This is a genomic window from Pseudomonas sp. LBUM1655, assembly GCF_059716085.1.
Genome location: NZ_CP166801.1, coordinates 2,050,300 through 2,076,902, shown reverse-complemented (window position 1 = coordinate 2,076,902; position 26,603 = coordinate 2,050,300). Strand labels below are relative to the sequence as shown.

Here is a 26,603-nt window from a genome sequence, read left to right as displayed (position 1 = left end):
AATTTCAATAAAAAGCTGACACCGCCGACAACCTTTCAAAGCCTTGCGGATTGAAAAACCATGCGTAACAACCAGCCCATCACACAACGCGAACGGACTTTCCCGGCTCAGCAACGGTTGATTTCCACAACCGACGCCAAGGGCATGATCACCTACTGCAACGACGCTTTCGTCGAGATCAGCGGATTTTCGCGTGAGGAACTGATCCGCGCGCCGCACAACCTGGTTCGTCACCCCGACGTCCCGGCGGCGGTGTTTTCGCACATGTGGGGCACACTGAAACAAGGCTTGCCATGGATGGGCATTGTCAAGAATCGCTGCAAGTCCGGGGACCACTACTGGGTTAACGCCTACGTGACACCGGTGTTTGAAGGCAATCAAGTGGTCGGTTACGAGTCGGTGCGGATCAAACCCACCGCCGAACAGATCCGCCGTGCCGAAGCGCTCTACCAACGCATCAACCAGGGCAAGTCGGCGATCCCTTCCAGCGATAAATGGCTGCCGGTGCTGCAAGACTGGCTGCCATTCATTCTGGTCAGCCAACTGAGCTTCGTGATCGGCGCGACACTCAACTCGCACTGGGGCTTCGCCCTAGCGGCCGGTCTGTCGGTGCCGCTGGGCCTGATGGGTTTGCAATGGCAACAACGCGGGCTCAAACGCCTGCTGCGTCTGGCCGGGCAGACCACGTCCGACCCGTTGATCGCGCAGATGTACACCGACAGCCGTGGCGCCCAGGCACGTCTGGAAATGTCGATCCTCAGCCAGGAAGCACGTCTGAAAACCTGCCTGACCCGTCTGCAGGACACCGCCGAACACCTGACCGATCAGGCCAAACAGTCCGACCGACTGGCGCACAGCAGCTCTACCGGCCTGGAACGTCAGCGCGTGGAAACCGAACAGGTCGCCACCGCCGTCAACCAGATGGCCGCGACTACTCAGGAAGTCGCCAGCCACGTGCAGCGCACGGCTGATGCCACTCAAGAGGCCAATCGCCTGACCGGTCGCGGCCGCGACATCGCCGGCGAAACCCGCGAAGCCATCCAGCGCCTGTCGGTGGTGGTCGGTGAAACCGGCCTGACCGTGACCCAACTGGCCAAGGACAGCGACGAAATCGGCGGCGTGGTCGACGTGATCAAAGGCATCGCCGACCAGACCAACCTGCTCGCCCTCAACGCCGCCATCGAAGCGGCCCGTGCCGGCGAGATGGGCCGTGGCTTTGCCGTGGTGGCTGACGAAGTGCGTCAATTGGCGCAACGCACCAGCGAATCGACTGGGCAGATTCATGCGCTGATCGCCAAGTTGCAGCAGACTGCTTCGAGCGCCGTGCAAACCATGGAAGCCGGGCATCGCCAGGCGGAAGAAGGTGTGGCGCGAGTCCTGGAAGCGGATCAGGCACTGGTCGGCATCAGCGAAGCGGTGGCCAACATCACCGACATGACCACCCAGATCGCCGCCGCGACCGAAGAGCAAAGTGCGGTGGCCGAAGAAATCAGCCGCAACATCAGCAATATTTCGGAACTGGCGGATCAGACCTCGGAACAGGCGCACAACTCGGCATTGCTGAGTGAAGAGCTGACGAAGACGGCCAATACGCAGTATTCGTTGGTGGAGCGGTTTAACCGCTGATTGAACTGGCGATAACAAAAACCCGGACAGCGAAAGCTTCCGGGTTTTTTATTGCAGGTCGGAAATGGATGGCGCCAGAGCCGGAATTCGCTGACTACCTTGGTTTGCCTACGCATCCACACTTGCCCGACGCTGTCTAGCTGTCAGGTTTTACAGTAGACGCGCGTTCATTAAAGAACCTTCAATGGCATCCAGGTGTTCTCACCTGTCTTTGTTCATACACGGAGAAGGATTTCATCATGAGCGCGAAGTGCATTTTCATCACGAAGCAAAACAGTTTCCAGCCCGCCACCAATGATTTTCACTGGAGTTTCGGGGCTGAGCCCATCAACGCTCAACAGAGCTCGTTCGCCTATAGCGTCTTCGCGCCTACCGGCGAAGAAAGTTGGGTCTTTGCCGGTTCGACCGGATCGTTGGACGAAGAAAACTACTTTAGCTTTCTTCTGAGCGTGCCTTATCTCGATGAAGATTTGATGGAGTACACCTACAAACTGAATGACGGCAAAGGGTTGCATGTTGCCCATATCCATTCGATACCTGCCCCACCGGGTTTCACGGGATTCGCAACAGTCGATGCCGATGACGCGGAACTTACAATCAGACTGGACCGGACAACAGGCACCGTCACCGGTGACTTCACCGCAACGTTCAAATCCGAAGGTTATCGTTTGTGGCCGAACGGAACGTTCAAACTGACAAGAACCGATCAATGAATCAGCATTAGGCGGTACGGCTTCTGTGCGATGAGCGGGGCAAGCGCCCCACTCATCGGCTTCGCAACTATTGCGGCAAACGGAGTTTATCCAATAGTCGATTGACCAACAGCTCGTTCAGCATGATCACCTGTTGCAGCGCCAGCAGCGGTTTGCGCTCCGGGCCACCCACCGAGTTGGCGATATTACCGGCAATGGCATGGGCGTACGACAGCGATTCACAGGCTTCGACGAGCAGGGTTTCGTCATCCAGCGTGGGGTCAACGAGAAACACGGGGCGAAACATGGGCGATTTTGGCGGAGCCGCCAGGTCTTCGGGTTTGAGGTAGTAATCGAGGGCGCGATCGGTTGCCTCTTTTACCTTTTGCGGGTCAAGCGCAGGGTCGTGGGGGATCGGATCGGTGTGCGGTGGGTTTGGCGTGATTTTGAACATGGATGAAGTCTCGTATCGAAATTAATAAGAGCCATCACCCTCGCTACCAAACGATGGGTGGCGGCCATGCGCGGGTTGGTAGACCGGTCGATACGGAAACCCGGCGCTCACGAATGAGCCCCACGCATGTCCACCATAAAAACGCAGCCGCAAAAAGAGGCTGAATAAGGTGGCGCCATACGGCGGTACCGAAGCGGGCTACCAAACCCGATCACTGATTTTCAGTGACAGGGAAACGATACCGCCCGCCTCATAGCCAAGTAAGCCGGCGGATTCTGGCGTACGCGTAGGTAACGGCGCAAGGTGTTGTAGGCCCGATGGCGTAACGGGTTGTGTAGCTTAAACGTGCTCGCGGGATTGCGTTTATGGGCAGAAAAAGCGGGAAGTTGGCCTGTTGTTTTGATGTTGTTTGTCAGGCCGCTTTCGCGAGCAGGCTCGCTCCTACAGTTGGGCCGGGTACATCAGCAAGGGATTGGTCGGCTGGTAGGCCGCCATCGCTGGCAAGCCAGCTCCCACAAGAATGAGTACACCCCGCACGCGGCGCATGCCGCTCCACTCAAAGGATGAGCGTTAGCTCGGCTGCCGCTTTTGATCTTGATCCACGGGCGACGTCGGAAGGCTGAGTGGAGGGATTGATCTGGGCGTGGGAGCGCAGCGACCGTTTGGCGAAGCCAAACACAGCGAGAGGAGGTGCAGCGCAGCAAACCGGAGACGCTGCGCCCGGATCGATCCCGGAGCGAAGGAACCCCGAGCCCCAGCGAGCGGGCCGCACGTAGGAGCAAGCGTTTTTTTGCTTACTTTTTTTAGGCGTTTGTAAAAAAAGTGAGTCGCCGTCAGGGCGAAACCCTAAGTGGCCGTTACCGCAGCAATGGATATGTACCCAAAAAATATGTCGTGACTGAAATCGATCCCCCTCACCCCAGCCCTCTCCCCCATGGGGGCGAGGGGAAAGGGAGCAGATCTTCATGCAGTTCAAAATCTCAGACCAGCTCGGTCAGCTGCTGAGAAACTCGGCTACTTTCTGCGCGGCACTGACCAAATGCTGCTCATGCGTAAACCCGGAAACCTTGAGCGGCTTCAGGTCATGATCCCCCGCCACAAGCCAAAACACCTCAATACTCGGCGATAACGAATAAGCCTCAACCGCCTCACGATTACCCAGCGCATCCCGCTCCCCCTGCACAATCAACGTCCGCGTCTGCAAACCAGCCAAATGCTCAACCCGCGGCTTCTCCGGTTTGCCCACCGCATAAAACGGATAACCCAGGCAAACCAAGGCATCAGCGCCCAACTCATCGGCCAAAAGACTCGCCATCCGCCCCCCCATCGACTTCCCACCAATCGCCAAAACCCCAGTGACATGACGTCGCACTTCAGAGAAAACCTCACGCCAGCACTCAAGCAGTTTCGCCGCAGGATTCGGCGGCCGCTTGCCCCCATCCACCCGCCGCTGCGCCATATACGGAAACTCAAACCGCAACACGTTCACACCAAGCCCAGCAAGGCGCCCAGCCATATCCGTCATCCACTCGCTATCCATCGGCGCACCCGCCCCATGCGCCAGGATCAACGTCGCCGAAGCCTCACCCACAGCCGCATCCCATAACCACCCATGATCACGTACGCACTGCGCCCATTGATCCCCGTCAATACTGGCCTTGTGCTGTTTGTCCATGCTTGCCTCGCTTTTAGTCTGCCTATAACTCCAGACGAAGGACGCGCTGCGTGCGCTCACTTCGGCTGAACCGTGGATGGGGAACCATGAACACTTCTATCAGTACCGCCTACAACTACAAGGTGGTCCGCCAATTCGCCATTATGACGGTGGTGTGGGGCATCGTCGGCATGGGCCTCGGGGTTTTTCTCGCGGCTCAATTGGTCTGGCCCGAACTCAACTTCAATTTGCCCTGGACCAGTTTCGGCCGCTTGCGCCCGCTGCACACCAACGCGGTGATCTTCGCCTTCGGTGGCTGCGCGCTGTTCGCCAGTTCGTTCTACTCGGTGCAGCGCACCTGCCAGACTCAGCTGTTTGCGCCGAAAATCGCCGCGTTCTGCTTCTGGGGCTGGCAGCTTGTAATCCTGTTGGCGGCAATCAGCCTGCCGCTCGGTTACACCAGTTCCAAGGAATACGCCGAGCTGGAATGGCCGATCGACATCCTGATCACCATCGTCTGGGTCGCCTACGCGATCGTGTTCTTCGGCACGATCATGCAGCGCAAGACCAAGCACATTTATGTGGGCAACTGGTTCTTCGGCGCGTTCATCATCACCGTGGCGATCCTGCACATCGTCAACAACCTGGAATTGCCGGTGAGTTTCACCAAGTCCTACTCGGTGTATGCCGGTGCGACCGACGCGATGGTGCAATGGTGGTACGGCCACAACGCCGTAGGCTTTTTCCTCACCGCCGGTTTCCTCGGGATGATGTACTACTTCGTGCCGAAACAGGCCGAGCGTCCGGTGTATTCCTATCGTTTGTCGATCGTGCACTTCTGGGCGCTGATCACCCTGTACATCTGGGCCGGCCCGCACCACTTGCACTACACCGCGCTGCCGGACTGGGCACAGTCGCTGGGCATGGTGATGTCGCTGGTGCTGCTGGCACCGAGTTGGGGCGGCATGATCAACGGCATGATGACCCTCTCGGGCGCGTGGCATAAGTTGCGCAGCGACCCGATCCTGCGCTTCCTCGTGGTGTCGCTGGCGTTCTACGGCATGTCGACCTTCGAAGGCCCCATGATGGCGATCAAGACCGTCAACGCCCTCTCCCACTACACCGACTGGACCATCGGCCACGTACACGCCGGCGCTCTGGGCTGGGTGGCAATGATCTCGATCGGCGCGCTGTACCACATGATCCCGAAAATCTTCGGCAAAGAGCAGATGCACAGCATCGGTTTGATCAACGCGCACTTCTGGCTCGCGACCATCGGCACCGTGCTCTACATCGCTTCGATGTGGGTCAACGGCATCGCCCAGGGCCTGATGTGGCGTGCGGTGAACGAGGACGGCACGCTGACCTACTCCTTCGTCGAAACCCTGGTGGCCAGCCACCCAGGTTTTGTCGTGCGGCTGATTGGTGGGGCGATCTTCCTCAGCGGCATGTTCCTGATGGCTTACAACACCTGGCGCACCGTGCGGGCCTCGCAGCCTGCTGACGTCGTTGCCGCCGCGCAGATGGCCTGAGGAGTCCGCCATGAAACACGAAACGATTGAAAAGAACGTCGGCCTGCTGATGTTGCTGATGGTGTTCGCCGTGAGCATCGGCGGCCTGACCCAGATCGTCCCGCTGTTCTTCCAGGACGTCACCAACAAACCGGTGGAAGGCATGAAGCCCTACACCGCGCTGCAACTGGAAGGCCGCGACATCTACATCCGCGAAGGCTGCGTCGGTTGCCACTCGCAGATGATCCGGCCGTTCCGCGCCGAAACCGAACGCTACGGGCACTACTCGGTGGCCGGTGAAAGCGTGTGGGATCACCCGTTCCTGTGGGGTTCGAAACGTACCGGTCCGGACCTTGCCCGGGTTGGCGCGCGTTACTCGGATGACTGGCACCGTGCGCACTTGTACAACCCGCGCAACGTTGTGCCCGAATCGAAAATGCCGGCCTATCCATGGCTGGTCACGCAAGCGGTCGACAGCAGCCATACCGAAACCAAGCTCAAGACCATGCGCACCCTCGGCGTGCCGTACACCGACGACGACATCAGCGGTGCGGTGGCCAGCCTCAAGGGCAAGACCGAAATGGATGCCCTCGTCTCCTACCTGCAAGTGCTCGGCACTGCGATCAAGAGCAAGAGGTGAGCACGATGGTCATTGAAATGAGTGCAGGCCTGATTCGCGGCCTCGGCACGGTCGTGGTGTTTGTCGCCTTCGTTGGCTTGACCCTCTGGGTGTTCAACCGCAAGCGCAATCCGGAATTTGCCGAAGCGCGCCTGCTGCCGTTCGCCGACGAGCCGCAACCCGACACCCCCCCAGCATCTGAACCAAGGAGTACCCGGCCATGACCACCTTCTGGAGTACGTGGATCTGCGTACTGACCATCGGCAGCCTGATCGGCCTGACGTGGCTGCTGATCGGCACCCGCCGGGGCGAAACCAAGGGCAGCGTCGACCAGACCATGGGCCACAGCTTCGACGGCATCGAGGAATACGACAACCCGCTGCCGCAGTGGTGGTTCATGCTGTTCGCGGGCACGCTGGTGTTTTCCGTGGGCTATCTGATTCTGTATCCGGGCCTGGGTAACTGGAAAGGCATCCTGCCCGGCTACGAGGATGGCTGGACCGGCGTCCACGAGTGGGAAAAGGAGATGAACAAGGCTGACGCCAAATTCGGCCCAATCTTCGCCAAATTTGCCGCCATGCCAGTGGAAGAAGTAGCGAAGGACCCACAGGCGCTGAAAATGGGTGGCCGCTTGTTCGCCTCAAACTGTTCGGTGTGCCACGGCTCGGACGCCAAGGGTGCATTCGGTTTCCCTAACCTGGCCGACAGCGACTGGCGCTGGGGCGGTAATGCCGACACCATCAAGACCACCATCATGGGTGGCCGGATGGCGGCCATGCCAGCCTGGGGCGAAGTGCTCGGCGAGGCTGGGGTGAAGAACGTCGCCGCTTACGTGCGTCACGAACTGGCCGGTTTGCCATTGCCAGCCGACAGCAAGGCAGATCTGCAAGCCGGGCAGCAGGCGTTCAGCACCACGTGCGTCGCCTGCCACGGGGCAACCGGCCACGGCACTGAAGCCATGGGGGCGCCGAACCTGACGCACCCGGCCGGGTTTATCTATGGCACCAGCCTGACCCAGCTTGAACAGACCATCCGCCATGGTCGCCAAGGCCACATGCCGGCGCAGAACGAACTGCTGGGCAACGATAAAGTGCAATTGCTGGCAGCTTATGTGTACAGCCTTAGCCATGGATTGAATACAAATAATATGATTACTGAAGACAATAAAAAGTAATCATTGCACACACCTCTGCCGCACCATTCTCGGTGCGGCAGATCCCCACCCCTTTGCGACGCATTGTCGCACCCCTTTACACCCTCTCCTTTCGGTTCCCCGGATTCGGGTCTACGCTTGGTCGATGCGGACTGGCTCGTGCCGGTTCCAGGTCAACGCTAACCGCTGTGTTCTTCGAACCGGCTGACTGACGTGGCCGCAGAGGCCGGCAGATACCGGCTGTCGTGCCATTTGCCGTCCGTCACCCGAACAGGCCGTTTGAACACACCCCGTTACGCGCGATCTGAACCCCTCGCTTTTTTCGTCCGCTGCGACATTTTGTCCGAGGCCAATTTTGACCTTACGCGGCGCATGGAAAGGCCGCAGAATCAGCGCTGGAAAGCATTGACCCAGGTCATGGCGCGTTGCAATGACCCCCTGCTCTCTGCATACTTGCGGCCGATTCTAATCCTAATAAAACACCCAAACCGTGGAACCTTAGAATGAGCACAGCAATCAGTCCGACTGCTTATAACTATAAGGTAGTCCGCCAGTTCGCCATCATGACGGTGGTCTGGGGGATCCTTGGCATGGGGCTCGGTGTCTTCATCGCCTCGCAACTGGTCTGGCCGGAATTGAACTTCGGTCTGCCGTGGACGAGCTTTGGACGCCTGCGCCCGTTGCACACAAACCTGGTGATTTTTGCCTTCGGTGGCTGTGCACTGTTTGCCACTTCCTACTATGTCGTGCAGCGAACCTGCCAGACGCGACTGATTTCCGACAGCCTCGCCGCCTTCACCTTCTGGGGCTGGCAAGCGGTGATTGTCGGCGCGGTCATTACCTTGCCGCTGGGTTACACCACCACCAAGGAATACGCGGAACTGGAATGGCCGCTCGCCATTCTGCTGGCCATTGTCTGGGTCACCTACGGTCTGGTGTTCTTCGGCACCATCACCAAGCGCAACACCAAGCACATCTACGTCGGCAACTGGTTCTACGGCGCCTTCATCGTCGTGACCGCGATGCTGCACATCGTCAACCACATGTCGCTGCCGGTCAGCCTGTTCAAGTCCTACTCCGCCTACTCCGGCGCCACCGACGCGATGATCCAGTGGTGGTACGGCCACAACGCCGTAGGCTTTTTCCTGACCACCGGTTTCCTCGGGATGATGTACTACTTCGTGCCGAAACAGGCCGAACGTCCGATCTACTCCTATCGCCTGTCGATCGTGCACTTCTGGGCACTGATCACCCTGTACATCTGGGCTGGCCCGCACCACCTGCACTACACCGCGCTGCCGGATTGGGCTCAATCGCTGGGCATGGCGATGTCGATCATTCTGCTGGCGCCAAGCTGGGGCGGCATGATCAACGGCATGATGACCCTGTCGGGCGCGTGGCATAAATTGCGCACCGACCCGATCCTGCGTTTCCTCGTGGTTTCCCTGGCGTTCTACGGCATGTCGACCTTCGAAGGTCCGATGATGGCGATCAAGACCGTCAACTCGCTCTCGCACTACACCGACTGGACCATCGGACACGTACACGCCGGCGCTCTGGGCTGGGTGGCGATGATCTCGATCGGCGCGATCTACCACATGATCCCGCGCCTGTTCGGTCGCGCGCAGATGCACAGCACCGGCCTGATCAACGCGCACTTCTGGCTCGCGACCATCGGCACCGTGCTGTACATCGCTTCGATGTGGGTCAACGGCATCACCCAAGGCCTGATGTGGCGTGCAATCAACGACGACGGCACCCTCACCTACTCGTTCGTTGAAGCGCTGCAAGCCAGCCACCCGGGCTACATCGTCCGTGCACTGGGCGGTGCGTTCTTCGCCAGCGGCATGTTCCTGATGGCGTACAACGTCTGGCGCACCGTGCGCGCCTCGAACCCGGCTGAAGCCGAAGCCGCTGCCCAGATCGCTGTCGTTGGAGCTCACTGATGAAGCATGAAGCTGTCGAGAAGAATATTGGCCTGCTGGCCTTCTTCATGGTCATCGCTGTCAGCGTTGGCGGCCTGACCCAAATCGTTCCGCTGTTTTTCCAGGACGTCACCAACAAGCCGGTCGAAGGCATGAAGCCGCGTTCGGCGCTGGAACTGGAAGGCCGCGACGTTTACATCGCCAACGGCTGTGTCGGCTGCCACTCGCAGATGATCCGTCCGTTCCGCGCTGAAACCGAACGCTATGGCCACTACTCCGTCGCCGGTGAAAGCGTCTGGGATCACCCATTCCTGTGGGGTTCCAAACGTACCGGTCCGGACCTGGCCCGTGTGGGCGGTCGTTACTCCGATGACTGGCAACGTGCGCACTTGTACAACCCGCGCAACGTCGTCCCAGAGTCGAAAATGCCGGCTTACCCGTTCCTCGTGGAAAACAAGCTCGACGGCAAAGACACGGCCAAGAAAATGGAAGTGTTGCGCACGCTCGGCGTCCCTTACACCGACGAAGACATCGCCGGTGCCAAAGATGCCGTGAAGGGCAAAACCGAAATGGACGCGCTGGTGGCCTATCTGCAAGGCCTGGGCACCATCATCAAAAGCAAACGGTGAATTAGATGGATATCGGGATGATTCGTGGCCTGGGCACCGTTGTTGTGATGGTGGCCTTCATCGGTCTGGCGCTGTGGGTGTTCAGCCCCAAGCGCAAGTCGGAGTTTGAAGACGCGACCTTGCTGCCTTTTGCGGATGATCCCGAAGCCATCAAGCACGTCGAGCAAGCTTCTAGGAGTAACAAAGAATGACTACATTCTGGAGTCTGTACGTCACAGTCCTCAGTCTCGGTACGATCTTCGCCCTGACCTGGCTGCTGCTGTCGACCCGCAAGGGCCAGCGCAGCGAACAGACGGACGAGACGGTCGGCCACTCCTTCGACGGGATCGAGGAGTACGACAACCCACTGCCGAAATGGTGGTTCATGCTGTTCGTGGGCACCATCGTGTTTGCACTGGGTTATCTGGTGCTGTACCCGGGCCTGGGTAACTGGAAAGGCCTGCTGCCGGGCTACAACTACCTTGATACCGACAAGCAGACCGCGTTCGCCAACGGCCAGACTGGCTGGACCGGCGTTCACGAGTGGGAAAAGGAAATGGCTCGTTCGGACGCCAAGTTCGGTCCGATTTTCGCCAAATTCGCTGCCATGCCGATCGAGGAAGTCGCCAAGGACCCACAAGCGCTGAAGATGGGCGGCCGTCTGTTCGCCTCCAACTGCTCGGTCTGCCACGGTTCCGACGCCAAGGGTGCCTATGGTTTCCCTAACCTGACCGACGCCGACTGGCGCTGGGGCGGCGAGCCGGAAACCATCAAGACCACCATCATGGGCGGTCGTCACGCCGTGATGCCGGCCTGGGCCGAAGTGATTGGTGAACAAGGCGTTGCCGACGTCGCCGCTTACGTGATCACTAACCTTGATGGCCGCAAACTGCCGGAAGGCACCAAGGCTGATCCAGCCAACGGCGGCAAACTGTTCGCCGCCAACTGCGTGGCCTGCCACGGCCCGGCGGGTAAAGGCACTCCAGCCATGGGCGCGCCTGACCTGACTCACCCGGGCGCGTTCATCTACGGTTCGAGCTTCGCGCAACTGCAGCAGACCATCCGTTACGGCCGTCAGGGCCAGATGCCTGCGCAGGAGCAGCTGCAAGGCAACGACAAGGTGCACCTGCTGGCGGCGTATGTTTACAGCCTGTCCCATGGTGAGAAACCAGCGGAAGCCGAGGCGCAGTAAGGCCCACGCTTGACGCAATAAAAATGGCCCCGCCAATGAGAATTGGCGGGGCCATTTTTATTGCATAGTCATCACTTGAGACATTTACCCAATAGACCCGGATACCGAGGCCCTGTAGCGTTTTGCCGATCCCGATGATCGACATCGGGTTAACTTCAAGGATGAAGTCGCATGTTTAAGAATGACAAAATCACACTGCCAGCCAAGCCATTACCGCACCATCTCGACGACTTTCTACGTCCTGCACCAGAACCCGCCAAACCCGCAGATTCATCTCCCCGAGCCCTGGCCAGTCCAGGCAACGGCGGTGGCCTGGACGGCCTCGGAGGCGGCCGATTGCTCTGATCAGTGCAGTACATCAAACGCCAACCGAAACACCCAGCACGCCCGCCAGCTTGCGGGCGTGCTTTCGCTCAGTCGAAGTGACGGTGACAAGCCGATCGTCCCCCACCCAGTTTTCCGATTGCAGGGACACCCTCATGGTAGTAACGTTTCTACATCAGAACTTCTGGAGGCCGAACATGATGGCCATCACGACCATTTCCAGCCGCGAATTCAATCAAGACACAAGTGGTGCCAAAAAAGCCGCGCACCAAGGCCCGGTCATCATTACTGATCGTGGCAAGCCTGCACATGTGCTGCTAAGCATTGAGGAGTACCAAAAACTGACGGGCAATCAGACCAGCATCGTTGATCTGCTGGTCATGCCTGGCGCTTCGGAAATCGAATTCGAACCAGAGCGCGCCATCATTATTCCTCGTAGTGTGGATCTGTCCTGATGTTTCTACTCGATACCAATGTGATTTCCGAATTGCGAAAACCCCAAGCCGATAAACAAGTGGTGGCCTGGGCTAACAGCACCCCTGCGGCAAACCTGTATTTGTCGGCAATGACTGTGCTCGAACTGGAAACCGGCATTCTGCGCATCGAGCGCCGAGACCCTCCCCAAGGTGGCCTGCTGCGTAACTGGCTGGAGCGTCACGTCAAACCTGCGTTCTCGGGAAGAATCCTGTCGATTGATAGCGCAGTTGCCACACGATGCGCACAACTGCATGTCCCTGATCGCTCCAATGAATGCGACGCGCTGATCGCCGCCACCGCGCTTGTACACGGATTGACGGTCGTCACCCGTAATGTCGCAGACTTTGAAATGAGCGGTGTTCATTTGATAAACCCCTGGCTCGCTGCCAACGCTTGAAACAACTGAAAAGCCCCCGCCAACGAGAATTGGCGGGGCCTTTTTCATGGACGCCTGGCCCAGATTGATTTCACCGGGATCGTATCGATCAACTTCCGGTTCTGCCATTTATTGTTCTCCACCAGATAGATCTGCAGTTGCTTGCGATCCTCGGTGAAACTGGTGATCAGGTAGGTTTGTTGCGAGGTTGCCCCACTCAGGTACATCGGCACATTGCCCAGCCAGTAAGAACTACCGCCATCCTGATGCAAATGACCGGCAAATACAGCAGTGACCTGATATTTATCGAGCATTTCACGGAAGCGTCTCAGTTGCGCCTCGTTACCCTGCATATCGAACGGCTTATGCATGTTGATGATGATGGCGTAACCTTGAGTCTTGGCGGTACTGAGATCTTTTTCCAGCCAATCCAAGGCGCTGTTGATATTGAAAGTAGTGGGGTTTAGTGCATGCGCAATTCGGGCCGTATACGTCGGCTCATTATTGAGTTGAACCAGATGGACTTCACCTATATTCGTTGAGTAAGCGAGACTGCCCGAATAAGTACTGCTCAAGAAACCACTGGTAATCTTCAAGTCAAAGTTATCCACCTTGTTTTCATGATGTTCTTTAAACTCAACGATACTGCCCGCCGCGCAGCTATTGCTAAAACAATCGTCGACATTGTTTTCATAATCGTGATTACCCAGACCGTACAGATACTCGCCCTTGAAGTGCTGATCCAATGCAGCCTTCATGTAAGAGCGCTGCCAACCATGACCAAACGCTGTGATATCGCCATTGATCATGAGTGGCACCTGTGCCTGCCCACCCTGGCTGTTGCGAAAAGCAGCAATACTGGCAAGTTGCGTTTCAACCAGCCATTTCGAGCGGACTTTGAAGTCCGCATCGGACTCCGGTTGCTGGCTATCCGTTTTGTCTGTCCAGGGATACTGGGTATCAGAGGCAAACACCATATGTCGAGGAGTTCCCTCTAACGCCTGAACCCAAGTAGCCGAAGATAACAAAAAAATGCCGAGCAAAAATCGTAGAACTCCATGAGAAGCCATCGTATTCATTTCCATATAAAGTTAGAAAGTTAAAAGCAAATCAATATTGCTGAAATCAACATATTGGAAAAAACAGAAAACATCAAAGGCCAAACCCGAGGTAATTAAATTAATATATTTCAGCAGTACAAACAAACAGCCAACCAACTTCCATTTAACTGACCTGAAACTTTTTCAAGCATCCATTACAGCGAATGCTGAACTCGACGCGCCAGCAAGAAGGTCATGAATCACCTAGACTCTCCCATCTGCATGCGCAAAACCGTTGAGGCGCAGAAGTCAATTGACCCAGATCACTACACCATCAATTGATTTTCCCCAACGCGACCAAAGGTCGCACCCGTTCGTCGGGGTGACAGGCGTATCATTGGGCCACTGCAACGCCCTTTCTGACCGCGGTCGGCACGTACCGACCGAGGCATTTTTCCACTGCCGTGGGATGCAATGATGAGTAACCAGATTCCGGTACACGACGTCACGCCACCGAACAAAAATGCGAACAACAGCGTCGATCTTTACGCCTCTCGAGAAAAAATCTACACCCGGGCTTTCACCGGACTGTTCCGCAATCTGCGGATGATGGGAGGCGCCGCGCTGTTTCTGCTGTATTTCGGTACGGTCTGGCTGAACTGGGGCGGCCATCAAGCCGTGTGGTGGAACTTGCCGGAGCGCAAGTTCTTCATCTTTGGCGCCACCTTCTGGCCACAAGATTTCATTCTGCTCTCGGGCCTGCTGATCATTGCGGCATTCGGCCTGTTCTTCATCACCGTTTATGCCGGCCGCGTCTGGTGCGGCTATACCTGCCCGCAAAGTGTGTGGACGTGGATTTTCATGTGGTGCGAGAAGGTCACCGAAGGCGACCGCAATCAGCGGATCAAGCTCGACAAGGCGCCGATGAGCGGCAACAAGTTACTGCGCAAACTCGCCAAGCACTCGCTGTGGCTGTTGATCGGCTTCGTCACCGGCATGACCTTCGTTGGCTATTTCTCGCCGATCCGCGAACTGGTCTTCGAATTCTTCACCGGGCAAGCCGATGGCTGGTCGTATTTCTGGGTCGGTTTCTTCACCCTCGCCACTTACGGCAACGCCGGCTGGTTGCGTGAGCAAGTGTGCATTTACATGTGCCCGTACGCGCGCTTCCAGAGCGTGATGTTCGACAAGGACACACTGATCGTTTCCTACGACCCGCGTCGTGGCGAAAGCCGTGGCCCGCGCAAGAAAGGCATCGACTACAAGGCTCAGGGCCTGGGCGACTGCATCGACTGCACCATGTGCGTCCAGGTCTGCCCGACCGGCATCGACATCCGCGATGGCCTGCAGATTGAGTGCATCGGCTGCGCTGCATGCATCGACGCCTGCGACAGCATCATGGACAAAATGGACTATCCTCGCGGCCTGATCAGCTACACCACCGAGCACAACCTGTCCGGCCAGAAAACCCATAAACTGCGGCCACGCCTGATCGGCTATGCCGTGGTGTTGCTGGCGATGATCAGCCTGTTGGTCACTGCGTTCGTCATGCGTTCGCTGGTCGGTTTCGACGTCAGCAAGGATCGCGTGCTGTACCGCGAAAACGCCGAAGGCCGGATCGAAAACGTCTACAGCCTGAAAATCATGAACAAGGATCAGCGCGACCACACCTACGTGCTGGAAGCCGCCGGCCTGCCGGATCTGCGTCTGCAAGGCAAACGCGAGATCAAGGTTCAGGCGGGGGAGATTTTCAGTATGCCGGTCGAGTTGTCGAGCGCACCGGAACAATTACCATCGAGCACCAACGAGGTGAAATTCATCCTCAAGGATGCCGATGACGACAGCGTCCACGTTGAAGCCAAGAGCCGATTCATCGGCCCACAAATCCGTTGAGAGAACTGAACATGCCCGCAGCAAACGCCGCAAGCCCTTGGTACAAGCACCTTTGGCCCTGGATCATCATCGCGATTCTGGCCTGTTCGGTGACGCTGACCCTGTCCATGGTGACCATTGCGGTGAATAACCCGGACAATCTGGTCAACGACAACTACTACGAGGCCGGCAAAGGCATCAACCGCTCGCTGGATCGCGAACTGCTGGCGCAGACGCTGAAGATGCGCGCTGCCGTGCATCTGGATGACGTGACCGGCGAAGTCGACCTGCGCTTGAGCGGCGACAGTCAGCCAAAAACGCTGGAGCTGAACCTGATCTCACCGACCCAGCCGGAGAAGGATCGCAAGATCGTCCTGACCCGCAGCGAAACAGAACAGGGCCGTTACATTGGCCAGTTGAGCGACAAGATCGACGGCCGCCGGTTTGTCGAGTTGCTGGGGTCGCAGGATGATCACGTGTGGCGGATGTTCGAGGAAGAACTGGTCAATCATGACAAGGAGCTCCTGCTTGGTGATGAACCGCTGCAAGGCGCCGAAGACCTGAAAAAATAAGTCACCTTCAGAATCCCCCTCACCCTAACCCTCTCCCCCGGGAGAGGGGACTGATCTCGAGCGTTTGCATGTTGTGTGTACGACAGTGACGATGTCAGCGAATGAAGCTGCTTCTGCGGCCAACATCAATCGGCTCCCTCTCCCTCCGGGAGAGGGCTGGGGTGAGGGCAAGCGGACAACTCAAATACAAGGGCTTGCCCCCTCAAAGATGCCATGACCACCCCACTCCCCTGCTACCACTGCGCCCTGCCCGTCCCGTCCGGCAGCCGCTTTACCGCCGTCGTGCTCGGGGAGTCCCGCGAGTTCTGCTGCCCTGGCTGCGAGGCTGTGGCCGAAGCCATCGTGGCCGGAGGCCTGGAAAGCTATTACCGGCACCGCAGCGAAGCCTCGGCCAATCCCGACGCGCTGCCGGTGCAACTGGTCGACGAACTGGCGCTGTACGACCGCGCCGATGTGCAGAAACCCTTCGTGCGTCATGAAGGCGATCTCGCCGAAACCACCCTGTTGATGGAAGGCATCAGTTGCGCTGCCTGCGGCTGGCTGATCGAGAAACACCTGCGCACGCTGCCGGCAGTCGCCGAAGCCCGTTTGAACCTTTCCAACCATCGCTTGCATGTGCGTTGGGCCGACGGGCAATTGCCGCTGAGCCAGATCCTCGCCGAACTGCGGCACATCGGTTACGCCGCCCACCCGTATCAGGCCGACCGCGCCAGCGAACAACTGGCCAGTGAAAACCGCCTCGCCTTGCGTCAGCTTGGCGTCGCGGGCCTGCTGTGGTTCCAGGCGATGATGGCGACCATGGCGACCTGGCCGGAATTCAACATCGATCTCAGTCCCGAACTGCACACGATTCTGCGCTGGGTTGCGCTGTTTCTGACCACGCCAATCGTGTTCTACAGCTGCGCACCGTTTTTCAAAGGCGCCATGCGTGACCTGCGCACCCGCCACCTGACCATGGACGTCTCGGTGTCGCTGGCGATTGGCAGCGCCTACATCGCCGGGATCTGGACGTCGATCACTGGCGTCGGCGAACTGTATTTCGATGCAGTGGGCATGTTCGCCCTGTTCCTGCTCGCCGGGCGCTATCTGGAGCGCCGTGCCCGGGAACGCACGGCCGCAGCCACTGCACAGCTTGTCAATCTGCTGCCCGCCTCGTGCCTGCGACTCGACGAGGCCGGCCAGAGCGAGCGCATCCTGCTCAGCGAATTGCGCCTTGGCGATCAGATTCTGGTGCAACCGGGTTCGATTCTGCCGGCGGACGGCAAGATTCTCGACGGCCAATCGAGCATCGATGAGTCGCTGCTCACTGGTGAATACCTGCCCCAGCCACGTATGCCGGGCGATGCCGTGACAGCCGGCACGCTCAACGTCGAAGGTGCGCTGACCGTGCAAGTGCAGGCCTTGGGTCACGACACGCGCCTGTCGGCCATCGTCCGTTTGCTCGATCGCGCCCAGGCCGAGAAACCGCGACTGGCAGAAATCGCCGACCGCGCCGCGCAATGGTTCTTGCTGTTGTCACTGATCGCCGCCGCCGCCATCGGCCTGTTGTGGTGGCAGCTGGATTCATCGCGCGCCTTCTGGATCGTCCTCGCCATGCTGGTTGCGACTTGCCCTTGCGCACTGTCGCTGGCGACGCCGACTGCGCTTACTGCTGCTACTGGCACCCTGCACAAACTCGGTCTGCTGCTGACCCGCGGTCATGTGCTGGAAGGTTTGAATCAGATCGACACGGTGATTTTCGACAAGACCGGGACGCTGACCGAAGGCCGACTGGTGCTGCGTTCGATCCGTCCGCTGGGCTCTCTGAACAGCGATCAATGCCTGAGCCTTGCCGCCGCACTGGAGAACCGTTCGGAACATCCGATTGCCCGCGCCTTCGGCCGTGCACCTTTGGCGGCTGAAGAAGTCCAGAGCACACCGGGGCTTGGTCTCGAAGGATTGGTCGGCGAACAGCGTTTGCGCATCGGCCAGGCGGAATTTGTCTGCGCCCTTAGCGGCGCCTTGATGCCAACGATGCCGGATGAGCCAGGCCAGTGGCTGCTGCTCGGTGACAGCTCGGGACCACTGGCCTGGTTCGTCCTCGACGACCGTCTACGTGACGATGCGCCCGACCTGCTTGCCGCTTGCAAGGCGCGCGGCTGGCGTACCTTGCTGCTGTCCGGCGACAGTTCGCCGATGGTCGCCAGCGTCGCTGCCGAGCTGGGTATCGACGAGGCCCGTGGCGGCCTGCGCCCGGACGACAAGCTGCAAGTGCTGCAACAGTTGCACAAGGAAGGTCGCAAGGTGCTGATGCTCGGCGACGGGGTCAACGATGTGCCGGTTTTGGCCGCCGCCGACATCAGCATAGCCATGGGCTCCGCCACCGATCTGGCGAAAACCAGCGCCGACGCCGTGCTGCTGTCCAACCGTCTCGACGCCTTGGTACAAGCCTTCACTCTCGCGCGACGCACCCGTCGGGTAATCATCGAGAACCTGCTGTGGGCCGCGCTGTACAATGGCCTCATGTTGCCGTTCGCCGCCCTCGGCTGGATCACTCCGGTGTGGGCGGCGGTCGGCATGTCGATCAGTTCGTTGACCGTGGTGCTCAACGCCCTGCGCCTGACTCGCCTGCCGAGCGCGCCGGTCGCCCGCCCCTCGTCAGACACCCGCCCGCTGCCGGCCTGAGCCGCGCGGGCCTGGAGTACAGATGCCAGCTCTCTACGTGATGATTCCGGCCGCGCTGCTGATCGTGGCCATCGCCGTGTACATCTTCTTCTGGGCGGTGGACAGCGGTCAGTACGACGACCTCGACAGCCCGGCCCACAGCATCCTGTTCGACGATCAGGACCCGAACCACACCGCCGCCGTGGACGAAGCCAAAGCCAGCAAACCGGACGACAAGGCACCACCCCATGCTTGAACTGGCACCACTGCTGGTCTCGGCGCTGATCCTCGGCCTGCTGGGTGGCGGCCACTGTCTGGGGATGTGCGGCGGTTTGATGGGCGCGCTGACGCTGGCAATTCCCAAGGAGCAGCGCAGTCGGCGCTTTCGCTTGCTGCTGGCTTATAACCTCGGGCGAATCCTCAGTTATGCGACAGCCGGATTGCTGATCGGCCTCGCCGGTTGGGCGGTGGCCAACAGCCCCGCTGCGCTGTTTATGCGCGTGCTAGCCGGATTGTTGCTGATTGCCATGGGCTTGTATCTGGCCGGTTGGTGGAGCGGACTGACCCGCATCGAAAGCCTTGGGCGCGGTTTGTGGCGTTACATCCAACCGGTAGCCAACCGCCTGCTGCCAGTGTCGAGCCTGCCCCGCGCCTTGCTGCTCGGCGCCTTGTGGGGCTGGCTGCCATGCGGGCTGGTTTACAGCACACTGCTGTGGTCGGCGAGCCAGGGCAATGCGCTGGACAGTGCGTTGTTGATGCTCGCGTTCGGGCTGGGAACTTGGCCGGTTTTGCTCGCCACCGGGCTGGCGGCGGAACGGGTGACTGCGCTGCTGCGCAAACGCAGCGTGCGCATGGCCGGCGGGGTTTTAGTGATTCTGTTCGGTATCTGGACCTTACCCGGCCCCCATCAGCATTGGTTGATGGGCCACTGACCTTAAGCAAAGCTTTGATCCAGTGATATCTACTGTGGTGAGGCGATTTATCCCCGACCGGCTGCGAAGCAGTCGTAAACCTGTCGGCACGTTATGACTGTTGGAATGTGACGCCCGCTTCGCGGGCCATCGGGGATAAATCCCCTCACCACAAAAACCGGGCCAAGCCTTCAACCACCGTTGATGCAAATCAAGATGCCCCCGCACGCCCTCCCCTAGACTCGCCACACTGCCAGCCTATCCGGGGAATGCCCGCATGCTCGACGCCATTCGTTGGGACACTGATCTGATCCGCCGCTACGACCTGGCGGGGCCGCGTTACACCTCGTATCCGACGGCCGTGCAATTCAACAGTCAGGTCGGCACATTCGACCTGTTCCATGCCCTGCGCGACAGCCGCAAGGCCCTGCGCCCGTTGTCGCTTTATGTGCATGTGCCGTTCTGCGCGAACATTTGTTACTACTGCGCCTGCAACAAGGTCATCACCAAGGATCGCGGTCGCGCCCAGCCCTATCTGCAACGGCTCGAACAGGAAATCCAGCTGATCGCCTGCCACCTCGACCCGGCGCAGAAAGTCGAACAACTGCACTTCGGCGGCGGCACTCCGACCTTTCTCAGCCACGATGAGCTGCGCCAATTGATGGCGCACCTGCGCAAGCACTTCAATCTGCTCGATGACGACTCCGGCGATTACGGCATCGAAATCGATCCGCGTGAAGCCGACTGGTCAACCATGGGCCTGCTACGCGAACTGGGTTTCAACCGGGTCAGCATCGGCCTGCAAGATCTTGATCCGGCGGTGCAACGGGCGGTCAATCGCCTGCAAAGCCTGGAAGAAACCCGCGCCGTGATTGACGCCGCGCGCACCCTGCAATTTCGCTCGATCAACATCGATCTGATCTACGGCCTGCCCAAGCAGACCCCGGACAACTTCGCGCGCACCGTCGAGGAAGTCATCAGCCTGCAACCGGACCGGCTCTCGGTGTTCAACTACGCGCACCTGCCGGAACGCTTCATGCCGCAGCGGCGGATCAACGCCAACGAACTGCCGAGCCCGGCGCAGAAACTGGAAATGCTCCAGCGCACCATTGAGCAACTGACCGCCGCCGGTTACCGCTACATCGGCATGGATCACTTCGCGCTGCCCGACGATGAACTGGCGATAGCTCAGGAAGAAGAAACCCTGCAGCGCAACTTCCAGGGCTACACCACCCATGGTCATTGCGATCTGATTGGTCTGGGCGTGTCGGCGATCAGCCAGATAGGCGACCTTTACTGCCAGAACAGCAGCGATCTCAACGAATACCAGAGCACCCTCGCTTCCGCGCAACTGGCGACCAGCCGTGGGCTGGTGTGTAACGCCGATGACCGCTTGCGTCGGGCGGTTATTCAGCAGTTGATCTGCAACTTCAGCCTGGAATTCATCAAGATCGAGCAGCAATTCAACATCGACTTCCAGGGCTATTTCGGTGCTCTGTGGCCACAACTGCAAGGCATGGCAGAGGATGGTCTGATTACGCTGGACAGTCAGCGGATCGAAGTACTGCCGGCAGGACGACTGTTGGTGCGTTCGGTGTGCATGGTGTTCGATGCGTACCTCGAACAGCAGAACCGCCAGCGTTTCTCGCGGGTGATTTAGTTTTTCATCAGCAACGAGGCGGTTTTCATGGTTTGTTCCGGCGTCAGGTCGGACTGGTTCATGACTTTGGACAGGGACAGATTGGCGGTAATCAGACCGTTGTTCAGCGCGGCAATGGCACCTCTGAGGGCGGCGAGTTTGGCGATCTTCACTTCCGTGGAGAGCGTCTTGTCGGCCATGACGGCTTTGATGCGCGCGTTCTTTTCGGCGATCTGCTGCTGCAAATTGCGGATCATCTTCAGCAATTGCTGGATATTCTCGGGCAAGCCGCTTTCTTCGATGTCGCGATTGTCACCGCCGGCACTGGCCGACTTCTCGATCGAGGCACCGGACAGCGACACTTTGACGCCCTCGACCAAGGTCGGGGTTGTCCCTGTTGTCGATTCAGCGTCGTGGTGCTTGTCGGCCGTGTTTTTAAACGCTTCCGACAGCGCTTCAACACCGCTGCTACCAAGGCCCAGCGTACCAATGGCCGTCATCGATTCGATTCCTTGCATGCGTTCTGATACCACCTTATCGGCCACTTGCCCTGCGGCTTTACGCCGTTATGGCAATCTCGCCACAGACTGGCCTGAATGTCCTCCCGTGGGTTACCCTTACGTCTTATGTGTGTTTTCCCACAAGGATTAAAGAAATGTCCGAGCCAGTTAAACTGCGCGCTCACAGCCAGGCCCATTGCAAGGATTGCAGCCTGGCCCCTCTCTGCCTGCCACTTTCTCTGAATCTGGAAGACATGGATGCGCTGGACGAAATCGTTAAACGGGGCCGCCCGTTGAAAAAGGGTGAGTTCCTGTTCCGCCAGGGCGACACGTTCGATTCCGTTTATGCAGTACGCTCCGGCGCCCTGAAGACGTTCAGCCTGAGTGATGCTGGCGAAGAGCAGCTCACTGGTTTCCACCTGCCGAGTGAACTGGTCGGCCTGTCCGGCATGGACACCGAGAAACACCCGGTTTCCGCCCAGGCACTGGAAACCACGTCGGTCTGCGAAATTCCTTTCGAACGCCTCGATGAACTGGCCCTGCAACTGCCGCAACTGCGCCGCCAGTTGATGCGCGTGATGAGCCGCGAGATTCGCGACGATCAGCAAATGATGCTGCTGCTGTCGAAAAAAACTGCCGACGAGCGTATCGCCACCTTCCTGGTCAACCTGTCGGCACGCTTCCGCGCTCGCGGATTTTCGGCCAACCAGTTCCGCCTGAGCATGTCGCGCAATGAAATCGGCAACTACCTCGGTCTGGCGGTGGAGACCGTGTCGCGGGTGTTCACGCGTTTCCAGCAAAACGAACTGATTGCCGCCGAGGGCAAAGAGATCCACATCCTCGACCCGATCCAGCTCTGCGCCCTGGCCGGTGGCTCGATCGACGGCTGATCTCGACCCGCGGCCGAGCGAAGCGTTTCAGCCGCGGGTATACTGCGCCGTTTGCAGCCCTGCCAGGACACCTCGACGATGGTCTTCGACTCCTTCGACATCAAATCCCTGATCCGCCCTGTGATCGACTTCCCAAAACCGGGCGTGATCTTTCGCGACATCACCCCGCTGTTCCAGTCGCCAACGGCCCTGCGCCTGGTGATGGACAGCTTCGCCCACCGCTATGTGGAAGCCGACTTCACCCACATCGGCGCGATGGACGCCCGCGGTTTCCTGATCGGTTCGGTGTTGGCTTATCAACTGAACAAGCCGCTGGTGCTGTTCCGCAAGCAAGGCAAACTGCCGGCGGACGTGTTGGCCGAGGGTTACGCCACCGAGTACGGCGAAGCGTTTCTGGAAGTCCACGCTGACAGCCTGTGTGAAGGTGATTCGGTGGTGATGTTTGACGATTTGATCGCCACCGGCGGGACGCTGATGGCCGCGGCCAACCTGATCCGCCGCATGGGTGCGCGGGTGCACGAGGCAGCGGCGATCATTGATCTGCCGGAGCTGGGTGGTTCACAGCGTCTGGGGGATATGGGGATTCCTACGTTCTGCCTGACGCAGTTTGCGTTGACTGATAAGTAAGTAGCGTCTGCAAGTCAGCCTTCGCGAGCAGGCTCGCTCCCACATTGGATCTGTGCCGCTCACAAATCCCCTGTGGGAGCGAGCTTGCTCGCGAAGGCGTCAGTCGCCTCACCACATGACTTAAAGCCCCATCTGCTTACTGATGATCTCGTTCATCACTTCCCGCGTCCCGCCGCCAATCGAAAGAATGCGGTTATCCCGATACAGCCGCTCGACCAGACTCTCGCGCATATATCCCATCCCGCCCAGAATCTGCACCGCCTCGGTGGTGATCCGGTCCGACGTGTCCGTGGCAAAGTTCTTCGCCATGGAAATTTCCTTGATCACACTTTTGCCCGCGGCCATTTTGGCTGCCTGCCGATACGTGAACTCGCGCGACACTTCCAGCGCCGTGGCCATTTCGGCGAGACGATGCTTGATCACCTGAAACTTGCCGATCGGCTTGCCGAACGCTTCACGCTCGCGTGCCCACTTCAGGCTCTCCTCAAGCGCAAGCTGCGAGGTCATGTTGGCCATCAGCGCCAACGCCAGTCGCTCGCTCTGAAAGTTGCCCATGATGCAGGCGAAGCCCATATTCTCGGCACCGATCAGATTTCCCACAGGCACCTGGCAATCGTCGAAGAACAATTCAGCCGTGTCCGACGCCCACCAGCCCATTTTCTTCAGTTGGCGGCCAACGGTGAAACCCGGCGTACCCTTTTCGATCAGCAGCAGACTGATGCCGCCGAAACCGGGCGCCCCCGTGCGCACCGCGACGGTATAAAAGTCGGCGCGCACGCCACTGGTGATAAAGGTTTTGCTGCCGCTGACCCGGTAGAACTCGCCGTCAAGCACGGCGCGGGTTTGCAGGTTGGCGACGTCGGAACCGCCGCCGGGCTCGGTGATGGCCAGTGCACTGATCTTCTCGCCACTGAGCACTTGTGGGACCACGCGGTCGCGCACCTCGGGCCGCGCCCATTTGACGATCGGTGGCAGGCCGATATCCAGCGACCCCAGCCCCGCCACCAGGCCGCCCGAGCCGCAACGCATCAACTCTTCACTGGCGGCCACCTTGGCGAACACATCGCCTTCATGGCTGCCACCCAGCGCTTCGGGGTAGCCGATACCGAGGATCCCTGCGGCACCCGCCTTCAGGTACAGCTCACGGGGGAAGCTTTCTGATTCTTCCCACAGATCAATGTCCGGCAAGATCTCACGCTCGACGAAACGTCTGACGCTGTCGCGGACCAATTGGTGGCTGGGGTCGAAGTATTCCTGAAAGGCAGGCATGGGCGAGCTCCACGGAAGGGTTCGCCGACGTTAACCGAGCGCTTGCTTGGTTTTCAACAATATTATGTGAATCAGTCAAACCGAGGTATGCCATTCGCGAGCAGGCTCGCTCCCACAGGGGATTTGTAAACGACACAAATTCATTGTGGGAGCGAGCCTGCTCGCGAAGGCGTCAAATCAGACACCATAAATATCAGAGGGCGATCGGTTTACGCCCGGCGAACGAATGCGCCAAGGTGCCGCCATCCACCAGCTCCAGTTCACCACCCAACGGTACACCGTGAGCAATTCGCGAAGCGATCAAACCTTTGTTGTTGAGGAGCTGAGCGATGTAATGCGCCGTCGCCTCACCTTCCACGGTCGGGTTGGTGGCGAGGATCACTTCGGTAAACGTGCCGGCTTCTTCAATCCGCGCAATCAACTGCGGAATGCCAATGGCCTCAGGCCCTAGCCCGTCGAGCGGCGACAAATGCCCCTTGAGCACAAAGTAACGCCCACGGAATCCGGTCTGCTCGACCGCATAAACATCCATCGGCCCTTCCACCACGCACAGCAACGTATCGTCGCGACGGGTATCGGCGCATTGCGGGCACAGATCGTCTTCGGTCAGCGTACGGCACTGGCGGCAGTGACCGACGCCTTCCATGGCCTGGCTCAAGGACTGGGCCAGACGCAGACCGCCACTGCGATCACGTTCGAGCAACTGCAACGCCATGCGCTGGGCAGTTTTCTGACCCACACCCGGCAGAATTCGCAGGGAGTCGATCAGTTGGCGAATCAAAGGGCTGAAGCTCATGGGTAAAAAGTCCGACAAAACAACGAGACGCGGTTTATACCCGCGCCTCTGGCCAGCGTCAAATACTCAGTCCTGGGCGACCTTCACCACCAGTTTGCCGAAGTTGCGTCCTTCCAGCAGACCGATAAACGCGTCAGGCGCCTGCTCCAGGCCCTCGACCACGTCCTCGCGAAACTTCACCTTGCCCTCACGCACCCACGGCACCATGTGGCTGATGAATTCCGGCTGACGATCACCGTAGTCATCAAACACGATGAAGCCCTGAATCCGCACACGCTTGGTCAACAGCGTGCGTTGCAGCATCGGCAAGCGATCCGGGCCTTTCGGTGCTTCGGTGGCGTTGTAACCGGCGATCAGACCGCACAACGGAATGCGCGCCTTGGGGTTGAGCAACGGCACCACCGCATCGAACACATGACCACCGACGTTCTCGTAATAGACGTCGATGCCATCGGGGCAGGCCTTGGCCAACTGCTCGGCAAAGTCCGCAGCCTTGTGATCGATGCAGGCGTCAAAGCCCAGTTCCTCGACCACGTATTTGCACTTCTCGGCACCGCCGGCCACGCCAACCGTGCGCAGCCCTTTGATCTTCGCCACCTGGCCGACCACCGAGCCGACCGCGCCCGACGCCGCCGCCACCACGAGAGTCTCGCCCTCTTTCGGCTGGCCGATGTCCATCAGCCCCATGTACGCAGTCATGCCCGGCATACCCAGCACGCCGAGCGCCATCGACGGGCTCGGCAGCCCTGACGGAATCGGAATGATATTGCGCCCGTCACTGATGCTGTGGCTCTGCCAACCGGTCGCGCCGACCACCAGATCACCTTCGTGAAATTTTGGATGACGCGAACGCTCGATTCGGCTGACAGCGCCACCGGTCATCACCTCGCCGATTTCTACCGGCGCGGCGTAGGACGGTGCGTCGCTCATGCGTCCGCGCATGTAGGGATCGAGTGACAGGTACAGGGTTTTCAGCAGAACCTGGCCTTCTTCGAGATCCGGCAGGGCTTCACGTTCGAGGCGGAAGTTTTCCGGGGTCGGCGCGCCGACCGGTCGGGATGCCAGGACGATACGTTGGTTTAGGGTCAGAGGGTCGGACATGTCAGCGTCTCCTGTGAATGATGAATTCGGGGGTATAGGGAGCAGACCTTTGTGGCGGTGGCGCGTTCCACTTGATCGTTCCCACGCTCCGCGTGGGAACGATCAGCCAAAAAAAATGCCAGGCGCAATGCC

27 protein-coding genes are annotated in these 26,603 nt (G+C 59.1%); 20 read left to right on the top strand and 7 right to left on the bottom strand.

Features of this window, described 5'->3' with window-relative positions:
• The first annotated feature begins 60 nt into the window (after nucleotides 1-60).
• Both ACA074_RS09340 and ACA074_RS09335 read left to right on the top strand, forming a co-directional pair.
• Nucleotides 61-1,626 (top strand): methyl-accepting chemotaxis protein, encoded by a 1,566-nt coding sequence (locus ACA074_RS09340; protein WP_497678832.1) that lies wholly within the window; start codon nucleotides 61-63, stop codon nucleotides 1,624-1,626.
• A 239-nt stretch (nucleotides 1,627-1,865) separates the two neighbouring features.
• Nucleotides 1,866-2,339: a hypothetical protein gene (locus tag ACA074_RS09335; protein WP_497678831.1), complete on the top strand. Its 474-nt coding sequence runs from the start codon at nucleotides 1,866-1,868 to the stop codon at nucleotides 2,337-2,339.
• A 67-nt stretch (nucleotides 2,340-2,406) separates the two neighbouring features.
• Here the strand turns inward: ACA074_RS09335 and ACA074_RS09330 are convergent, their stop codons facing one another.
• The gene (locus ACA074_RS09330) at nucleotides 2,407-2,772 is read right to left on the bottom strand and encodes a DUF6124 family protein (protein WP_489878681.1); all 366 of its coding nucleotides are present in this window, start codon (nucleotides 2,770-2,772) and stop codon (nucleotides 2,407-2,409) included.
• Between the two features lie 994 nt (nucleotides 2,773-3,766).
• Nucleotides 3,767-4,447 (bottom strand): alpha/beta family hydrolase, encoded by a 681-nt coding sequence (locus tag ACA074_RS09325; RefSeq protein ID WP_497678830.1) that lies wholly within the window; start codon nucleotides 4,445-4,447, stop codon nucleotides 3,767-3,769.
• Nucleotides 4,448-4,533: 86 nt separating this feature from the next.
• Between ACA074_RS09325 and ccoN (ACA074_RS09320) the strand changes: the two genes are divergently transcribed.
• The 10 genes from ccoN (ACA074_RS09320) to ACA074_RS09275 all read left to right on the top strand — a co-directional run bounded on the left by ccoN (ACA074_RS09320) (nucleotide 4,534) and on the right by ACA074_RS09275 (nucleotide 12,632).
• Nucleotides 4,534-5,958, top strand: coding sequence for a cytochrome-c oxidase, cbb3-type subunit I (gene ccoN, locus ACA074_RS09320; RefSeq protein ID WP_007960356.1), 1,425 nt, complete (start codon nucleotides 4,534-4,536; stop codon nucleotides 5,956-5,958).
• 10 nt (nucleotides 5,959-5,968) lie between these two features.
• Nucleotides 5,969-6,577, top strand: a complete 609-nt coding sequence (ccoO, locus tag ACA074_RS09315) for a cytochrome-c oxidase, cbb3-type subunit II (protein WP_003223389.1) — start codon at nucleotides 5,969-5,971, stop codon at nucleotides 6,575-6,577.
• 5 nt (nucleotides 6,578-6,582) lie between these two features.
• Nucleotides 6,583-6,780, top strand: coding sequence for a cbb3-type cytochrome oxidase subunit 3 (locus tag ACA074_RS09310; RefSeq protein WP_187681079.1), 198 nt, complete (start codon nucleotides 6,583-6,585; stop codon nucleotides 6,778-6,780).
• On the top strand, nucleotides 6,777-7,730 hold the full coding sequence (ccoP, locus tag ACA074_RS09305; RefSeq protein WP_497678829.1) for a cytochrome-c oxidase, cbb3-type subunit III: 954 nt from the start codon (nucleotides 6,777-6,779) through the stop codon (nucleotides 7,728-7,730). The genes ACA074_RS09310 and ccoP (ACA074_RS09305) overlap by 4 nt, the downstream gene beginning before the upstream one ends.
• A 482-nt stretch (nucleotides 7,731-8,212) precedes the next feature.
• Nucleotides 8,213-9,655, top strand: coding sequence for a cytochrome-c oxidase, cbb3-type subunit I (gene ccoN, locus ACA074_RS09300; protein ID WP_497659067.1), 1,443 nt, complete (start codon nucleotides 8,213-8,215; stop codon nucleotides 9,653-9,655).
• Complete coding sequence (ccoO, locus tag ACA074_RS09295; protein WP_095047713.1) at nucleotides 9,655-10,263, top strand: cytochrome-c oxidase, cbb3-type subunit II; 609 nt, start codon at nucleotides 9,655-9,657, stop codon at nucleotides 10,261-10,263. Before ccoN (ACA074_RS09300) ends, ccoO (ACA074_RS09295) begins: the two co-directional genes overlap by 1 nt.
• A gap of 5 nt (nucleotides 10,264-10,268) precedes the next feature.
• Nucleotides 10,269-10,454 (top strand): CcoQ/FixQ family Cbb3-type cytochrome c oxidase assembly chaperone, encoded by a 186-nt coding sequence (locus tag ACA074_RS09290; RefSeq protein ID WP_003175465.1) that lies wholly within the window; start codon nucleotides 10,269-10,271, stop codon nucleotides 10,452-10,454.
• Nucleotides 10,451-11,434 (top strand): cytochrome-c oxidase, cbb3-type subunit III, encoded by a 984-nt coding sequence (gene ccoP, locus ACA074_RS09285; protein WP_187681076.1) that lies wholly within the window; start codon nucleotides 10,451-10,453, stop codon nucleotides 11,432-11,434. The genes ACA074_RS09290 and ccoP (ACA074_RS09285) overlap by 4 nt, the downstream gene beginning before the upstream one ends.
• Before the next feature lie 524 nt (nucleotides 11,435-11,958).
• A complete protein-coding gene (locus ACA074_RS09280) occupies nucleotides 11,959-12,213 on the top strand; it encodes a type II toxin-antitoxin system Phd/YefM family antitoxin (RefSeq protein ID WP_187681087.1) in 255 nt (84 codons plus the stop codon).
• Nucleotides 12,213-12,632 carry a type II toxin-antitoxin system VapC family toxin gene (locus tag ACA074_RS09275; protein ID WP_497678828.1) on the top strand — a complete coding sequence of 140 codons (420 nt, stop codon included), beginning with the start codon at nucleotides 12,213-12,215 and terminating at the stop codon, nucleotides 12,630-12,632. The genes ACA074_RS09280 and ACA074_RS09275 overlap by 1 nt, the downstream gene beginning before the upstream one ends.
• A 44-nt stretch (nucleotides 12,633-12,676) precedes the next feature.
• On the opposite strand, the gene ACA074_RS09270 is transcribed toward ACA074_RS09275, so the two are convergent.
• Nucleotides 12,677-13,681 (bottom strand): metallophosphoesterase family protein, encoded by a 1,005-nt coding sequence (locus ACA074_RS09270; RefSeq protein WP_489878676.1) that lies wholly within the window; start codon nucleotides 13,679-13,681, stop codon nucleotides 12,677-12,679.
• Nucleotides 13,682-14,128: 447 nt separating this feature from the next.
• On the opposite strand from ACA074_RS09270, the gene ccoG reads away from it, so the two are divergent.
• The 6 genes from ccoG (at nucleotide 14,129) to hemN (ending at nucleotide 21,309) form a co-directional block, all read left to right on the top strand.
• Complete coding sequence (gene ccoG / locus ACA074_RS09265) at nucleotides 14,129-15,544, top strand: cytochrome c oxidase accessory protein CcoG (RefSeq protein WP_497678827.1); 1,416 nt, start codon at nucleotides 14,129-14,131, stop codon at nucleotides 15,542-15,544.
• Between the two features lie 11 nt (nucleotides 15,545-15,555).
• Nucleotides 15,556-16,095, top strand: a complete 540-nt coding sequence (locus ACA074_RS09260) for a FixH family protein (protein ID WP_187681072.1) — start codon at nucleotides 15,556-15,558, stop codon at nucleotides 16,093-16,095.
• A gap of 213 nt (nucleotides 16,096-16,308) precedes the next feature.
• Entirely contained in the window at nucleotides 16,309-18,759 is a 2,451-nt protein-coding gene (locus tag ACA074_RS09255) for a heavy metal translocating P-type ATPase (protein ID WP_497678826.1), read from the top strand.
• A 22-nt stretch (nucleotides 18,760-18,781) separates the two neighbouring features.
• Nucleotides 18,782-18,994, top strand: a complete 213-nt coding sequence (gene ccoS, locus ACA074_RS09250) for a cbb3-type cytochrome oxidase assembly protein CcoS (protein WP_497678825.1) — start codon at nucleotides 18,782-18,784, stop codon at nucleotides 18,992-18,994.
• Entirely contained in the window at nucleotides 18,987-19,670 is a 684-nt protein-coding gene (locus ACA074_RS09245; RefSeq protein ID WP_187681069.1) for a sulfite exporter TauE/SafE family protein, read from the top strand. Before ccoS ends, ACA074_RS09245 begins: the two co-directional genes overlap by 8 nt.
• A 256-nt stretch (nucleotides 19,671-19,926) precedes the next feature.
• The gene (gene hemN, locus ACA074_RS09240) at nucleotides 19,927-21,309 is read left to right on the top strand and encodes an oxygen-independent coproporphyrinogen III oxidase (protein ID WP_497678824.1); all 1,383 of its coding nucleotides are present in this window, start codon (nucleotides 19,927-19,929) and stop codon (nucleotides 21,307-21,309) included.
• On the opposite strand, the gene ACA074_RS09235 is transcribed toward hemN, so the two are convergent.
• Nucleotides 21,306-21,788 (bottom strand): hypothetical protein, encoded by a 483-nt coding sequence (locus tag ACA074_RS09235; RefSeq protein WP_401269624.1) that lies wholly within the window; start codon nucleotides 21,786-21,788, stop codon nucleotides 21,306-21,308. The two genes, hemN and ACA074_RS09235, sit on opposite strands and share 4 nt — an antisense overlap.
• A 155-nt stretch (nucleotides 21,789-21,943) precedes the next feature.
• Here ACA074_RS09235 and fnr point away from each other — a divergent pair, with 155 nt between their 5' ends.
• Together fnr and ACA074_RS09225 are read left to right on the top strand one after the other, a co-directional pair.
• Nucleotides 21,944-22,678, top strand: a complete 735-nt coding sequence (gene fnr, locus ACA074_RS09230; RefSeq protein WP_305442302.1) for a fumarate/nitrate reduction transcriptional regulator Fnr — start codon at nucleotides 21,944-21,946, stop codon at nucleotides 22,676-22,678.
• Nucleotides 22,679-22,756: 78 nt separating this feature from the next.
• Nucleotides 22,757-23,305, top strand: a complete 549-nt coding sequence (locus ACA074_RS09225; protein WP_497678823.1) for an adenine phosphoribosyltransferase — start codon at nucleotides 22,757-22,759, stop codon at nucleotides 23,303-23,305.
• A gap of 120 nt (nucleotides 23,306-23,425) precedes the next feature.
• Here the strand turns inward: ACA074_RS09225 and ACA074_RS09220 are convergent, their stop codons facing one another.
• The 3 genes from ACA074_RS09220 to curA all read right to left on the bottom strand — a co-directional run bounded on the left by ACA074_RS09220 (nucleotide 23,426) and on the right by curA (nucleotide 26,471).
• Nucleotides 23,426-24,574: an acyl-CoA dehydrogenase family protein gene (locus ACA074_RS09220; RefSeq protein WP_489878671.1), complete on the bottom strand. Its 1,149-nt coding sequence runs from the start codon at nucleotides 24,572-24,574 to the stop codon at nucleotides 23,426-23,428.
• A gap of 193 nt (nucleotides 24,575-24,767) precedes the next feature.
• Entirely contained in the window at nucleotides 24,768-25,370 is a 603-nt protein-coding gene (gene recR, locus ACA074_RS09215; protein WP_187681064.1) for a recombination mediator RecR, read from the bottom strand.
• Between the two features lie 66 nt (nucleotides 25,371-25,436).
• Entirely contained in the window at nucleotides 25,437-26,471 is a 1,035-nt protein-coding gene (gene curA, locus ACA074_RS09210; RefSeq protein WP_489878670.1) for an NADPH-dependent curcumin/dihydrocurcumin reductase, read from the bottom strand.
• Nucleotides 26,472-26,603: the final 132 nt, after the last annotated feature.

Coding starts and splice junctions, on each gene's coding strand:
- ACA074_RS09325 (WP_497678830.1), bottom strand. CDS start 4,447: ATGGACAAACAGCACAAGGCCAGTATTGACGGGGATCAATGGGCGCAG.
- ACA074_RS09340 (WP_497678832.1), top strand. CDS start 61: ATGCGTAACAACCAGCCCATCACACAACGCGAACGGACTTTCCCGGCT.
- ACA074_RS09255 (WP_497678826.1), top strand. CDS start 16,309: ATGACCACCCCACTCCCCTGCTACCACTGCGCCCTGCCCGTCCCGTCC.
- ccoP (WP_497678829.1), top strand. CDS start 6,777: ATGACCACCTTCTGGAGTACGTGGATCTGCGTACTGACCATCGGCAGC.
- ccoG (WP_497678827.1), top strand. CDS start 14,129: ATGAGTAACCAGATTCCGGTACACGACGTCACGCCACCGAACAAAAAT.
- recR (WP_187681064.1), bottom strand. CDS start 25,370: ATGAGCTTCAGCCCTTTGATTCGCCAACTGATCGACTCCCTGCGAATT.
- ACA074_RS09260 (WP_187681072.1), top strand. CDS start 15,556: ATGCCCGCAGCAAACGCCGCAAGCCCTTGGTACAAGCACCTTTGGCCC.
- ACA074_RS09310 (WP_187681079.1), top strand. CDS start 6,583: ATGGTCATTGAAATGAGTGCAGGCCTGATTCGCGGCCTCGGCACGGTC.
- ACA074_RS09330 (WP_489878681.1), bottom strand. CDS start 2,772: ATGTTCAAAATCACGCCAAACCCACCGCACACCGATCCGATCCCCCAC.
- ACA074_RS09275 (WP_497678828.1), top strand. CDS start 12,213: ATGTTTCTACTCGATACCAATGTGATTTCCGAATTGCGAAAACCCCAA.
- ccoS (WP_497678825.1), top strand. CDS start 18,782: ATGCCAGCTCTCTACGTGATGATTCCGGCCGCGCTGCTGATCGTGGCC.
- fnr (WP_305442302.1), top strand. CDS start 21,944: ATGTCCGAGCCAGTTAAACTGCGCGCTCACAGCCAGGCCCATTGCAAG.
- ccoO (WP_003223389.1), top strand. CDS start 5,969: ATGAAACACGAAACGATTGAAAAGAACGTCGGCCTGCTGATGTTGCTG.
- ccoO (WP_095047713.1), top strand. CDS start 9,655: ATGAAGCATGAAGCTGTCGAGAAGAATATTGGCCTGCTGGCCTTCTTC.
- ACA074_RS09220 (WP_489878671.1), bottom strand. CDS start 24,574: ATGCCTGCCTTTCAGGAATACTTCGACCCCAGCCACCAATTGGTCCGC.
- ccoN (WP_497659067.1), top strand. CDS start 8,213: ATGAGCACAGCAATCAGTCCGACTGCTTATAACTATAAGGTAGTCCGC.
- ACA074_RS09270 (WP_489878676.1), bottom strand. CDS start 13,681: ATGGCTTCTCATGGAGTTCTACGATTTTTGCTCGGCATTTTTTTGTTA.
- ccoP (WP_187681076.1), top strand. CDS start 10,451: ATGACTACATTCTGGAGTCTGTACGTCACAGTCCTCAGTCTCGGTACG.
- ACA074_RS09245 (WP_187681069.1), top strand. CDS start 18,987: ATGCTTGAACTGGCACCACTGCTGGTCTCGGCGCTGATCCTCGGCCTG.
- hemN (WP_497678824.1), top strand. CDS start 19,927: ATGCTCGACGCCATTCGTTGGGACACTGATCTGATCCGCCGCTACGAC.
- ACA074_RS09225 (WP_497678823.1), top strand. CDS start 22,757: ATGGTCTTCGACTCCTTCGACATCAAATCCCTGATCCGCCCTGTGATC.
- ACA074_RS09235 (WP_401269624.1), bottom strand. CDS start 21,788: ATGACGGCCATTGGTACGCTGGGCCTTGGTAGCAGCGGTGTTGAAGCG.
- curA (WP_489878670.1), bottom strand. CDS start 26,471: ATGTCCGACCCTCTGACCCTAAACCAACGTATCGTCCTGGCATCCCGA.
- ACA074_RS09335 (WP_497678831.1), top strand. CDS start 1,866: ATGAGCGCGAAGTGCATTTTCATCACGAAGCAAAACAGTTTCCAGCCC.
- ACA074_RS09280 (WP_187681087.1), top strand. CDS start 11,959: ATGGCCATCACGACCATTTCCAGCCGCGAATTCAATCAAGACACAAGT.
- ccoN (WP_007960356.1), top strand. CDS start 4,534: ATGAACACTTCTATCAGTACCGCCTACAACTACAAGGTGGTCCGCCAA.
- ACA074_RS09290 (WP_003175465.1), top strand. CDS start 10,269: ATGGATATCGGGATGATTCGTGGCCTGGGCACCGTTGTTGTGATGGTG.